A 12460-nucleotide genomic window follows, 5' to 3' on the forward strand; every position below is an offset into this window, starting at 1 on the left:
TAACCTTCTGAGGTTCATGATGGCGCAGATGGCGTACAGCCTGAAAGGCGTGGAACCTTATCAGATGAGTTTTAAGCAGTCCGCACTGTATCTGAGAAGTCATCTGAGCCTGCTACCGGGCATCTCACCGGGAAAAATACCGCGGATAATGGAAGAGATAATGGCGATGGCTCCAGGGCTGGTGCTGCCGGAAAGAAGAGTGCGGCATTACCCAAGGGCGGTAAAAAAGAGGCCACAACGTTATCCGTTGCGGCCTCCATTAAGATCTTAACTGACAAGCATTACCAGTAATGGCCCTGTTTTTTTGGTAGCGACGTAATACATCGCGCGTCTTTAAACCCCGCGTGATAAATCACGCCGCAACGCCATCATGCAGAATCATACCAATGGCGGATAAATATCAAAGCGATGGCTTTTGGTGACCACGGCCGATTGGGTTGCTATACCGGCTAACGGCGGTGCGTAATCCGGGCGCTTCACCACAATGCGCTTCTTCGCCAGACGACGCGCCGGTTCCAGCAGCGCATCGGCATCCTCATCGGGTCCCACCAGCGACTGAAACACCCGCATCTCCTTCTTCACCATCGCGCTCTTTTGACGATGGGGATACATCGGATCGAGATACACCACATCTGGCGCGGGCGTGATATCACTCAACGCCTGCTGACTCACCACATGCAGCAGCGTCAGACGTTCGCGCAGCCAGCCTCCAATCTCCGCATCTTCATAGCCACGACGTAAGCCATCATCGAGCAGAGCCGCAACCACCGGATGGCGTTCCAGCATGCGCACCCGGCAACCCAGCGCCGCCAGCACAAAGGCATCGCGCCCCAATCCTGCCGTTGCGTCGATCACGTCCGGCAAATAACCGCCTTTGATGCCCACCGCTTTCGCCACCGCCTCGCCGCGCCCACCGCCAAACTTGCGGCGATGCGCCATAGCTCCGGTGACAAAATCCACAAAGATGCCACCCAGTTTAGGCTCATCCAGTTTGCGCAGCTCAAGGCGCTCCGGCGTCAGCACCAGGGCCATTACGGCCTGATCGTCATGCTGTAAGCCCCAGCGCTGCGCCAGATGTAATAAGGCGCCGTCTCCGGCGCCTGATTCATCGATTAAACCGATTTTCACAAGCAGGCTTATCCCTGAATTCCGTAGTGTTCCAGCATCGCATCCAGCTGTGGTTCACGGCCACGGAAGCGTTTGAACAGCTCCATTGGCTCTTCGGAACCGCCGCGCGTCAGGATGTTGTCGAGGAACGACTGGCCGGTTTCACGGTTGAAGATGCCCTCTTCTTCGAAGCGCGAATAGGCATCCGCCGCCAGCACGTCGGCCCACAGATAGCTGTAGTAACCTGCGGCATAACCGCCGGCGAAGACGTGGCTAAACGCATGCGGGAAGCGGCCCCACTCCGGGCTTGGCACCACGGCAACCTGTTTCTTCACTTCACGCAGGGTTTCGAGGATTTGCGCACCTTTTTCCGGATTGAACTCGGTATGCATACGGAAATCGAACAGGCCGAACTCCAGCTGACGCAGGATAAACAGCGCCGCCTGATAGTTCTTCGCCGCCAGCATCTTATCCAGCAGGTCTTTCGGCAGCGGTTCGCCGGTCTCGTAGTGGCCGGAGATAAACGCCAGCGCGTCCGGCTCCCAGCACCAGTTTTCCATAAACTGGCTTGGCAGCTCGACTGCATCCCACGGTACACCGCTAATACCCGACACGCCCGGCGCTTCGATGCGCGTCAGCATGTGGTGCAGGCCGTGACCAAATTCGTGGAACAGCGTGGTGACTTCATCGTGGGTAAACAGCGCAGGCTTGCCCTGTACCGGACGGTTGAAGTTACAGGTCAGGTACGCCACCGGCTTCTGCAGGCTGCCATCGGCTTTACGCATCTGGCCGACGCAATCGTCCATCCACGCCCCGCCACGCTTGTGTTCACGCGCATACAGGTCGAGGTAGAAGCTGCCGCGCAGCTCGCCGCTTTCATCAAACAGGTCGAAGAAGCGCACGTCTGGATGGTACACATCCACGTCTTTACGCTCTTTGGCGGTGATGCCGTAAATGCGTTTCACCACTTCAAACAGGCCGCTCACCGCGCGCTCTTCCGGGAAGTACGGACGCAGTTGCTCATCGCTGATGGTGTAGAGATGCTGTTTCTGCTTCTCGCCGTAGTAAGTGAGATCCCACGGATTCATCTCGTCAACGCCACACTCTTTTTTGGCGAAGGCGCGCAGCTGAGCTAACTCTTTCTCACCCTGCGGACGCGCACGTTTGGCGAGGTCGGTCAGGAAGTCGATCACCTGAGCCGGATTCTCGGCCATCTTGGTCGCCAGTGATTTGTGCGCGAAGGAGTCAAAGCCCAGCAGCTGTGCCAGTTCGTGACGCAATGCCAGCTCTTCGGCCATGATCGGGCCGTTATCCCATTTACCGGCGTTGGGACCCTGCTCAGAAGCACGCGTTGAATAGGCGCGGTACATCTCTTCACGCAGCGCGGCGTTATCGCAATAGGTCATGACTGGCAGATAGCTTGGGATATCCAGCGTCAGCAGCCAGCCTTCTTGTTCTTTGGCTTCGGCCTGCGCTTTGGCCGCAGCCAGCGCGCTTTCTGGCATGCCCGCCAGATCGGCTTCATCGGTGATCAACTTGCTCCAGCCCATGGTGGCGTCGAGCACGTTGTTGCTGTAGGTCGAACCCAGCTCAGACAGGCGCGCGGCGATTTCGCCGTAGCGTTTCTGCTTCTCTTTATCGAGACCGATACCGGAGAGTTCGAAATCACGCAGTGCGTTATCCACCGCTTTCTTCTGTGCGATATCCAGCGCGGCATAGCTGTCGCCCTGTTTCAGATCACGATAAGCCTGATACAGGCCTTCGTTCTGTCCCACCCAGGTGCTGTATTCTGACAGCAGCGGCAGCGTCTGCTCATAAGCTTCACGCAGTTCCGGGCTGTTCTTCACCGAATTCAGGTGGCTCACCGGCGAGAAAATACGGCTCAGACGGTCATCCACTTCTGCCAGTGGCTGCACTAAATTGTCCCAAGTGTAAGGTGCACCCTGTGCTACAACGCGTTCAACTTCAGCGCGGCAGTTGTTCAGCGCTTCAGTCACAGCAGGAACCACGTGCTCAGGCTTGATCGCGGAAAACGGGGGTAGCGTGTAAGGGGTGAGTAACGGATTGGTCATAAGCGCAGTCCTTTCTTCATGGAGTGGGGGTGGCGCGCAATGGCGCGACGCAATCTTTCTAACATGCGGTCAGTTAACGTGAAAATCAATGCTACTGAGAATGGACCCGTAAAGAAAAAAGCGCGAGCGCCGAAACGTCAGCAATTTTTACGCAGCGCGGCTATAATCGCGCCACACACGATGTTTTTATCTCCTTTGATCCAACCGCGGACCCCTCTTTTTTATGCTGAGTTATCGCCACAGTTTTCATGCCGGCAACCATGCCGACGTGCTCAAACATACCGTTGAAAGCCTGATCCTCACCGCCCTGATGGAGAAGGAAAAACCGTTTCTCTATCTGGACACGCACGCCGGTGCCGGACGTTACCAGCTGAGCGGAGAGCACGCCGAGCGTACCGGTGAATATCTGGAAGGCATTGCGCGCATCTGGCAGCAGCCGGACGCGCCAGAACTGCTGAAGCCTTATCTGACGGCCGTTCGCAACCTCAACCCGCATGGCACCTTGCGCTACTATCCAGGCTCGCCGCTGATCGCCCGCTATCTGCTGCGTGAAGAGGACAAGCTGGAGCTGACCGAACTGCACTCCAGCGACTATCCGCTGCTACGTTCCGAATTCAGCAAAGATGCCCGCGCACGCGTAGCGCGTGGCGACGGCTATCAGCAGTTAAAAGCTAAGCTGCCTCCGCAGAGCCGCCGTGGACTTATTCTGATCGATCCGCCGTACGAAATGAAAAGCGATTATCAGGATGTGGTGAAAGGCATTCGGGAAGGCTACAAACGCTTTGCTACCGGTGTGTATGCGCTGTGGTATCCGGTGGTGCTGCGCCAGCAAATCAAACACATGATTAAAGACCTGGAAGCCAGCAACATCCGCAACATCTTGCAGATCGAACTGGCTGTGCGTCCGGATAGCGATCAACGCGGCATGACTGCCTCCGGCATGATCGTGATTAACCCGCCGTGGAAGCTGAAAGCACAGATGGAAGAGCTGCTGCCGTGGCTGCATCAGAAGCTGGTGCCGGCGGGTACCGGTCACTACAGCGTGACGCAGATCGTTCCAGAATAACGGGCTTATAGGGTGCGGTTTCTGAGCCGCCCTTTGCCGTTGCCCTTCTAAGGACACTTTTTATGTGGATCATTCTGGCTGGCGCACTCACTGTGCTGTCACCTGCCAAACGCCTTGCCGTACTTCTGCTGTTATTGGCAACGATAATGGGCCTGTTCCAGGATGTGCTGGACTGGCCTGCTCTCGCCATTTTAGGTGCCATCGCTTTGCTGGCGTGGGTGCGGGTGGAAAATCCCACCAACCGTGCCGTGTTGCTGATCAGCGAAGCGCTGCTGGTGTTGATCGCCGGTGGCCTGTTCCTGCATCTGCTGCCTGGCTTTAACAACCCGCGTCAGATCGAGGAGATGCAGGTTGGCCCCAACAGTGTGCCGTTCAGCTTTTACTACAACTTTGATAAAGCGCTGATTCCCTTTGTGCTGCTGGCTGCCTTGCCCACGCTGTTCCGTGCGCAGCAGTTTCCTGCGCCGCACAAGATTCTGTGGCTGCTGTTACTGGCGGCGATCCCGCTGCTGCTGTACGTCGCGGTGCTGCTGGGTGGACTGGCGATTGAGCCACACTGGCCGGACTGGCTCGGCAGCTTTATGCTGGCAAACCTGTTCTTTGTTTCGCTGGCCGAAGAAGCGTTCTTCCGTGGCTATGTGCAACAGCGCCTGCGCCAGAAAATCGGTGGCGTAGCGGCACTGTTGCTCACCGCACTGCTGTTTGGTCTGGCGCACTTCCCTGGCGGCATGATGCTGGTGGTCTTCGCTACCCTGGCCGGGTTGATTTACGGCATGGCGTGGCACTGGAGTGGACGCGTGTGGGTCGCCACCGGCGTCCACTTCCTGTTTAACATGACGCACCTGCTGTTCTTCACCTATCCGGCATTGCAGCACTAAATCTCGAACACCGCGAAATCTCGTGCCAGCTCGGTAGCCGCAAACACCGACTGGCACTCCGCCAGTAATCTCTCCCGATCGCCTGACAAATACCGCGAACTGAAGTGCGTGGCGATCATGCGTTTTGCACCTGCCAGTTTTGCTACTTCGGCGGCCTGAATCGTCGTGGAGTGGCCGCGACCATTGGCTTTTTCGGCCATTGCAGCTTCCAGCGTGGTTTCATGCACCATCACATCCGCATCAGCCGCTAGCTCAAGTGCCACTTCGGTCGGACCGGTATCACCGAATATCGCCACCACTTTGCCTCTGGTCGCCGGGCCGAGATACGCCGCGCCGTTAATTTCGCGCCCATCCTCCAACCGGATGCGTTTACCTTCTTTCAAATCCTGATACCACGGCCCGCGCGGTACCCCTTCCGCTTTCAGGCGCGGCGCATCGAGGAAGCCCGGTTTATCATGCTGCTCAATGCGATAGCCATAACATTCCACCACATGATTCATCGGATAGGCGATGACGCGGAACTCGCCATCATCCAGCACTTCGCCCGCTTCAATTTCTATGATCTCAAGTGGGAAGCCGGTGTAAGAACCACTGAGACTGAGCGCCGTCTCGACAAACTGTTTGATGCCTTTTGGACCGTAAATCGTCATCGGCTCCAGCAGCCCGGCCATCGAACGGCTGGTGAGCAAGCCCGGCAGACCGAAGATGTGGTCACCGTGCAAGTGGGTAATAAAGATTTTTTCCAGCCTGCTCGGCTTGAGTGCGGAGCGCATAAACTGGTGCTGCGTCGCTTCACCGCAGTCGAACAGCCAGGTGTCGCCCCGTTTCGACAGCGTCAGTGCAATCGCCGTGACGTTACGTTGCAGGCTCGGCGCACCCGCGCCAGTGCCGAGAAAAGTCAGATGCATAATGTCTTCCATGTAAGCGGAACCTGGATTTAACCCTATCACAAACATAGGCTGAACCTTTGCGCCGCTTGCGCAAGCAGCGTTACACTCTATGCCAATTTTCTTCCAAAAGATGGACATTCCGGATGACCCGACATTTTGACTACCTCGCCATCGGCGGCGGCAGCGGCGGTATCGCCTCGATTAACCGTGCAGCGATGCATGGCCAGAAATGCGCGCTGATCGAAGCGAAAGAATTGGGCGGCACCTGTGTCAACGTTGGCTGCGTGCCGAAAAAAGTGATGTGGCATGCCGCGCAGATTGCCGAAGCTATTCACCTGTACGGCCCGGACTACGGTTTCGATACCACCGTGAACAATTTTGACTGGTCAGTGCTGGTGAAAAACCGCAGCGCCTATATCGATCGCATCCACACCTCGTATGACAACGTGCTGGGTAAAAACAACGTTGAAGTGATCAAAGGCTTCGCCCGCTTTATTGATGCCAACACCGTGGAAGTGAATGGCGAAACCATCACGGCCGATCACATCCTGATCGCCACAGGCGGTCGTCCAAGCCATCCAAAAGTGCCTGGCGCGGAATACGGTATCGACTCTGACGGCTTCTTTGAGCTGGATGCGCTGCCGAAGCGTGTCGCGGTGGTCGGCGCAGGGTATATCGCGGTGGAACTGGCCGGAGTGGTCAACGCACTGGGCGCCGAAACCCATCTGTTTGTGCGTAAGCATGCGCCGCTGCGCAGTTTCGATCCGCTGATTGTCGATACCCTGGTGGAAGTGATGCAGGCCGAAGGTCCAACGCTGCACACCGAATCGATCCCGAAAGCGGTAATCAAGAACGCCGACGGCAGCCTGACGCTGCAGCTGGAAAATGGCCATGAGCAAACTGTCGATTGCCTGGTGTGGGCGATTGGTCGCGAGCCGGCGACCGACAATCTCAACCTCTCCGTGACCGGCGTGGCGCTGAACGAGAAAGGCTATATCAACGTTGATAAGTTCCAGAACACCAACGTGAAAGGCATCTATGCGGTGGGCGATAACACCGGCGCGGTGGAACTGACCCCCGTCGCCGTCGCCGCCGGCCGTCGCCTCTCTGAGCGCCTGTTTAACAATAAACCGGACGAGCACCTGGATTACAGCAATGTGCCGACCGTGGTGTTTACCCATCCACCAATTGGTACTGTCGGCCTGACTGAGCCGCAGGCGCGTGAGCATTACGGTGACGATCAGGTGAAAGTGTATAAATCTTCCTTCACCGCGATGTACACCGCCGTCACCCAGCATCGCCAACCGTGCCGCATGAAGCTGGTGTGTGTCGGTGCGGACGAGAAGATTGTCGGTATCCACGGTATCGGTAACGGTATGGATGAGATGCTGCAAGGCTTCGCGGTGGCACTGAAGATGGGCGCCACCAAGAAAGACTTCGACAACACTGTGGCGATTCACCCGACTGCGGCAGAAGAGTTTGTTACGATGCGATAAAGGATTCGCTTGAATACGTCCCCTTCAATGTAGCATCGGCCTTTTGAAGGGGCGCTATTTATGGCGACTCGTGGTGAGGCGGCGTGAAGTCCGCCTTTTTCACATCAGCAACACCGGCACTTCCACCACCGCCACGTCCTGCTCACCGCTCTCCATCAGGCGAAACACCGTCTCCATCATGCCTGCCACATCCTGTTTCACCATGATGATGTCTTTGCACAGCAGCGCGACAAACGGATCCCAGTCGAAACAGCCAATCGCCGGATGTTTATCATCAGATAACAAATCCTCCGCACGCAGAAACTGCACCACCCCTTCCAGCGAAATGGTTGAGTTCACAAACAGGCCAAATTGCCCCGCTTCATGCTGCTGAAAGTAGCTTTTCAACGCCATTTGCGCTTTTTCTGGCTCATAGCCACACAGCAGCAGATTTTCCTCCGGCACAGAAATGCCTCGTTCCTGATGTGCCGCCAAAAAACCGCGCAGGCGCTCCTTACTGTTGTGATCGCTGGCACGCCCCCCGATAAAAATCAGCGGCTGCGGGCACTTCTCCAGCAGGCTACGCGTCAGGCTCAATGCGCCATTGAAGTTATCCGAAATCACTGAAGGCGCCAGCGAACCGGGCAGATCAAGATTCAGCGACGATACGCCTGCGGCCTGACAAAGTGCAGTGATGCGATCGGGATCGGTCGCGCCCGTCACCACCATATAATCCACCTGCCAGGAGAGCATGGTGCGCGCCGCTTCGAGTTCCAAATCAGGATCGCGCTGCGTGCAGGTAATCACCGGGAACAGGCCGCGAACGCGCGCCATCTGCTCAAAACTTTCCACGATTGAGCCAAAATAACGGTTGTCGTATTTGGGCACGATCATGCCGATGGTTTTCGAGCGCGTGGTGCGCAGCATGCTGGCCTGTCGATTCAGCGCATAGCCCTGCTCTTGCGCAATCCGGCTCACCTTCTCAGCAGTGCTGGCACTGATGCGCCGCTTCTTCCAGTTGCCGCTTAAAATCGCGCTCACCGCGCTTGCCGAAACCCCCGTGAGTTCCGCGAGGTCATAAATGGTGGTTTTCTTGTTTTTGCCGATCCCCGTCACAGAACCCATCCCTTTATTGCTCTTTTTGTTGCTGGTTAAAAGTCGGGGTGATAGTTGTGCTTCATCGATTGAGCACCACCTAAAACGCCATTGATAAAGGATTATAAGATGAACACGAACCTCTTCTCCATGCATAACCCACTCAACGGAAAAGTTGCCGCCATTACTGGTGCTGCCTCCGGTATCGGTCTGGAATGCAGCAAAGTGCTGCTGCAGGCCGGGGCTAAAGTCGTCCTGATCGATCGCGATGGCGACAAGTTGCAGCAGCTGGTGGCGGAACTGGGTCCTCAGGCATTGCCATTGCAAATTGACCTGATGGACGGCAAACAGGTTGACGGGATCCTCGACGACATTCTCAAGCTGGCGGGCCGCCTCGATATTTTCCACGCCAACGCCGGTGCCTACATTGGCGGGCCAGTGGCGGAAGGCGATCCCGATATCTGGGATCGCGTACTGAAACTCAACACCAGCGCGGCCTTTCGCTGTGTGCGTTCGGTGCTGCCGCATCTGATCGCGCAGAAATCGGGCGACATCATTTTCACCAGTTCGATTGCGGGCGTGGTGCCCGTGGTCTGGGAACCGATCTACACCGCATCCAAATTTGCTGTGCAGGCTTTTGTGCATTCAACCCGTCGTCAGGTGGCGCAGCATGGTGTGCGCGTCGGTGCGGTGCTGCCGGGCCCGGTGGTCACTGCCCTGCTCGATGACTGGCCGCAGGAGAAACTGGAGGACGCGCTGGCCAATGGCAGCCTGATGCAGCCCATTGAAGTGGCGGAATCGGTGCTGTTTATGGTGACACGCTCGCCGGGTGTCACAGTGCGCGATATTGTTATCCTCCCCAACAGCGTTGACCTGTAACCAGCCGAGGTGCAGCAGCATGAGTAACGAAAAATATCTGATTGGTGTCGATGTTGGTTCGGCCAGCGCTCGCGCGGGCGTGTTTGACCGCGCGGGAAATCTGTTAGGCCATGCAAAACAGTCCATCACCACCTTCCGTGCCCACGGTCATGTGGTTGAGCAATCCGCCAATGAGATTTGGCAGGCGGTCAGTCACTGCGTGCGCGAGGCAGTGGCCACTGCCGCTATCGATCCCGCTGCGGTAGCTGGCATTGGCTTCGATGCCACCTGCTCGCTGGTGGTGATCAATGAACAGGGGCAACCGTTGCCCGTCAGCCCAAACGGAGAGGCGGAACGCAATATTATTGTGTGGATGGATCACCGCGCCACGCAGCAGGCCGATGCCATTAACGCGACGAAACATCCGGTGCTCGACTACGTGGGCGGACGCATCTCACCGGAGATGGAGATGCCAAAACTGCTGTGGCTGAAAACCCACAACCCGCAGACGTTCCAGAACGCCGCACACTTTTTCGATCTCACCGATTACCTCAGCTGGCGCGCGACAGGCGATACGGCGCGCTCATCCTGCACCGTCACCTGTAAATGGAACTATCTTGCGCATGAGCAGCGCTGGGATGCCGACTACTTCAGTGCCATTGGCCTGCCGGAATTCGCTCAGGAAAAATTTGCGCGTATCGGACAGCAGATCGTCGAGCCAGGCACACCGTGCGGCACAGGTTTAACCGCGCAGGCCGCCGCCGACTTTGGCTTATCTGCTGGCACGCCCGTGGCCGCCGGGTTAATCGATGCCCATGCAGGCGGCGTCGGTACGCTGGGCGCAGATGGCAGCCCGGAGGATAAACTCGCCTATGTGTTTGGCACCTCGTCCTGCACCATGACGCCGACGCGTGAAGCCGCGTTTGTGCCAGGTGTGTGGGGTCCGTATTACTCGGCGATGGTGCCGGGTTTATGGTTGAGTGAAGGCGGACAAAGCGCGGCGGGCGCCGCCATCGACCGCCTGCTGGAGATGCATCCAGCGGCTGCAAGGGCACAGCAGGCCGCCGATGCCGCTGGCCTTTCACTGCCGGTGTACCTTGCGGAACAGGCTTTGCAGCAATCTCGCAGTGAATCAGCAACGGTGGATTTAGTCGAAGGTCTGCATATCGTGCCGGAATTTGCGGGTAATCGTGCACCTTTTGGCGACCCTTACGCGCGAGCGGTGATTTGCGGTCTGGGCATGGACAACGATGAAGCGAGCCTGATCGCACTGTATATCGCCGGCTTGTGCAGCCTCGGCTACGGCCTGCGCCAAATCATTGAGGCGCAAACCAGCAAGGGTATCGTCACGCGGTCGATTGTCATCAGCGGCGGCGCCGGGCAACACTCGCTGGTACGCCAGTTGCTGGCGGACAGCTGCCAGCTTCCTGTGCAATCCACCCACTGCCCTGAGCCGGTATTACTGGGTTCAGCGATTCTTGCCGCTGCCGCCAGTGGCGTATATTCCGACGTCACCTCGGCGATGGCCAACATGACCACCGATGAAAAGCGCTGGCATCCTGAGCCGTCGGTTTCGCCACTGCATCAGCACCGTTATGATGCATTTAAATTATTGCAGAGCACCGCGCGTAATATTCGTCAGATAAGCGAATAAACGTCGAATAATATTTCCGTGCGCCGCACAAACGTCGGCGCACGGTTATTTTGCCCTGCCATTTCCTGCAAGATAAAATTTAATTTCTTCACTACTCAAGTTTACACCACCGGGATACTATTTATCCCTTAGCTAGCGCCCTTCGCGCTGGCATTTTTATGCGTTTTTTAAGGCAAGGGGAGCAACATGTTTACCGGTATTAAGCCGTGGTTCGAGGTTCAGGCAACCGCATGAATATCATCAGCATAATTATGTCTGCAGGCAAAGCCTCGGTGGATGTCGCGTTGTACACGCTTATTCCTATCATGGTGGTGATGTTATTCATCATGAAATATCTGGAAGTGAAAGGCGTGCTGGATTTTGTGGTACGTCATTCCACACCGTTATTAAAACCTTTAGGTATTACCGGACTGGCATTATTTGCGCTGATCCAGCTGAACTTTGTCAGTTTCGCCGCGCCGTTAGCGGCATTAGCGATTATGGAAAAACGTGGCACTTCCGATCGCCATATGGCGGCCACGCTGGCGATGCTGTTTGCCATGGGGCAAGCCAACGCTTTTTATCCGCTGATTCCTGCCGGGCTCAACTGGAGTGCCGCGATACTCATCTCCATCTGCGGCGGGGTGCTGGCGGCAGCCACCACTTATCATTTCTTTGGGCGCAAGCTCTCGGATGCAGCGCTGCTCAATGAAGATGAAGCCGTTGCGAATAATGAAAGCAAAATGGGACTGATCGCCATCATCAACAGCGCGGGTGCGGACGCGATTCGTCTGGCGCTGGGATCGCTGCCGATGCTGATTCTCTCACTGTCGGTGGTGGGGATTTTGAAAGAGTCCGGCGGGATTGAGATGCTTACCCGGCTGGTTTCTCCGCTGCTGGACAGATTCAACATCTCTGAAGTGTATATTCTGCCTGCACTGACCAAATGCCTGGCAGGCGGCACCGCCTACTACGGCGTGGTAGCCGGGCTGGTCGAAAAAGGTTTATACAGTGCGCACAACATCAACGCCTCGGCGGGTTGGTTTATTCAGACCTTTGATTTGCCGGGGATTGGTATCTTCCTTGGCCTGTCGAGTCGTTTCCCGCGTCTGTTCCGTTTCGCCGTGCCGGGTATCATCCTCGGCATTGCGCTGCGCGGTGTGGCACACGCTCTGATATTTTAATTAACCCTGGCGCTGAAAGACTTATTCAGCGCCTTGTTTAAATAACACTACATTTCCCGCGTGTTATTTTAAATTAACCCTATTCCTTTCATCGTTATTTTCATCAGTTGCATCACCTTTAATTATCGTACTATTATCACCAGCATGGTTTTGCACAAACCCATTAATCCCGATGAATTATCCGGTTAATTAATTCCTTAAT

The 12460-nt window shown here is 56.4% G+C and carries 10 protein-coding genes and 1 pseudogene; 7 read left to right on the forward strand and 4 right to left on the reverse strand.

The features are described 5' to 3' along the window. Positions 1-271: pseudogene (locus tag FD744_RS25665) on the forward strand (IS4 family transposase); the annotation flags it as partial. A gap of 107 nt (positions 272-378) precedes the next feature. Here the strand turns inward: FD744_RS25665 and rsmJ are convergent. Then, entirely contained in the window at positions 379-1128 is a 750-nt protein-coding gene (rsmJ, locus tag FD744_RS20795; protein WP_160869195.1) for a 16S rRNA (guanine(1516)-N(2))-methyltransferase RsmJ, read from the reverse strand. Between the two features lie 8 nt (positions 1129-1136). Further along, the gene (gene prlC, locus FD744_RS20800) at positions 1137-3179 is read right to left on the reverse strand and encodes an oligopeptidase A (protein WP_160833791.1); all 2043 of its coding nucleotides are present in this window, start codon (positions 3177-3179) and stop codon (positions 1137-1139) included. A 223-nt stretch (positions 3180-3402) separates the two neighbouring features. On the opposite strand from prlC, the gene FD744_RS20805 reads away from it, so the two are divergent. Then, positions 3403-4245 carry a 23S rRNA (adenine(2030)-N(6))-methyltransferase RlmJ gene (locus FD744_RS20805; RefSeq protein WP_160869197.1) on the forward strand — a complete coding sequence of 281 codons (843 nt, stop codon included), beginning with the start codon at positions 3403-3405 and terminating at the stop codon, positions 4243-4245. Between the two features lie 62 nt (positions 4246-4307). Beyond that, entirely contained in the window at positions 4308-5123 is an 816-nt protein-coding gene (locus FD744_RS20810; protein WP_160869199.1) for a CPBP family intramembrane glutamic endopeptidase, read from the forward strand. Here the strand turns inward: FD744_RS20810 and rnz are convergent. After that, complete coding sequence (gene rnz / locus FD744_RS20815) at positions 5120-6031, reverse strand: ribonuclease Z (protein ID WP_160869201.1); 912 nt, start codon at positions 6029-6031, stop codon at positions 5120-5122. The genes FD744_RS20810 and rnz overlap by 4 nt on opposite strands. Before the next feature lie 125 nt (positions 6032-6156). Here rnz and gorA point away from each other — a divergent pair, with 125 nt between their 5' ends. Further along, entirely contained in the window at positions 6157-7509 is a 1353-nt protein-coding gene (gene gorA, locus FD744_RS20820) for a glutathione-disulfide reductase (protein ID WP_160869203.1), read from the forward strand. Positions 7510-7608: 99 nt separating this feature from the next. On the opposite strand, the gene FD744_RS20825 is transcribed toward gorA, so the two are convergent. Next, positions 7609-8604, reverse strand: coding sequence for a substrate-binding domain-containing protein (locus FD744_RS20825; protein WP_373424441.1), 996 nt, complete (start codon positions 8602-8604; stop codon positions 7609-7611). Between the two features lie 108 nt (positions 8605-8712). On the opposite strand from FD744_RS20825, the gene FD744_RS20830 reads away from it, so the two are divergent. The 3 genes from FD744_RS20830 to FD744_RS20840 all read left to right on the forward strand — a co-directional run bounded on the left by FD744_RS20830 (position 8713) and on the right by FD744_RS20840 (position 12258). Next, on the forward strand, positions 8713-9462 hold the full coding sequence (locus FD744_RS20830) for an SDR family oxidoreductase (RefSeq protein ID WP_160869207.1): 750 nt from the start codon (positions 8713-8715) through the stop codon (positions 9460-9462). A gap of 19 nt (positions 9463-9481) precedes the next feature. Then, a complete protein-coding gene (locus FD744_RS20835; protein ID WP_160869209.1) occupies positions 9482-11095 on the forward strand; it encodes an FGGY-family carbohydrate kinase in 1614 nt (537 codons plus the stop codon). Between the two features lie 230 nt (positions 11096-11325). Beyond that, positions 11326-12258: a nucleoside recognition family protein gene (locus FD744_RS20840; protein WP_034819784.1), complete on the forward strand. Its 933-nt coding sequence runs from the start codon at positions 11326-11328 to the stop codon at positions 12256-12258. Positions 12259-12460 lie beyond the last annotated feature (202 nt).

The organism is Pantoea sp. Taur (assembly GCF_009830025.1).
Lineage (GTDB): Bacteria > Pseudomonadota > Gammaproteobacteria > Enterobacterales > Enterobacteriaceae > Pantoea > Pantoea communis.

What these genes read in the sequence shown, in the direction of transcription:
- FD744_RS20835 (WP_160869209.1), top strand. Translation starts at nt 9,482, where the DNA reads ATGAGTAACGAAAAATATCTGATTGGTGTCGATGTTGGTTCGGCCAGC.
- FD744_RS20830 (WP_160869207.1), top strand. Translation starts at nt 8,713, where the DNA reads ATGAACACGAACCTCTTCTCCATGCATAACCCACTCAACGGAAAAGTT.
- FD744_RS20810 (WP_160869199.1), top strand. Translation starts at nt 4,308, where the DNA reads ATGTGGATCATTCTGGCTGGCGCACTCACTGTGCTGTCACCTGCCAAA.
- FD744_RS20805 (WP_160869197.1), top strand. Translation starts at nt 3,403, where the DNA reads ATGCTGAGTTATCGCCACAGTTTTCATGCCGGCAACCATGCCGACGTG.
- prlC (WP_160833791.1), bottom strand. Translation starts at nt 3,179, where the DNA reads ATGACCAATCCGTTACTCACCCCTTACACGCTACCCCCGTTTTCCGCG.
- FD744_RS20840 (WP_034819784.1), top strand. Translation starts at nt 11,326, where the DNA reads ATGAATATCATCAGCATAATTATGTCTGCAGGCAAAGCCTCGGTGGAT.
- gorA (WP_160869203.1), top strand. Translation starts at nt 6,157, where the DNA reads ATGACCCGACATTTTGACTACCTCGCCATCGGCGGCGGCAGCGGCGGT.
- rnz (WP_160869201.1), bottom strand. Translation starts at nt 6,031, where the DNA reads ATGCATCTGACTTTTCTCGGCACTGGCGCGGGTGCGCCGAGCCTGCAA.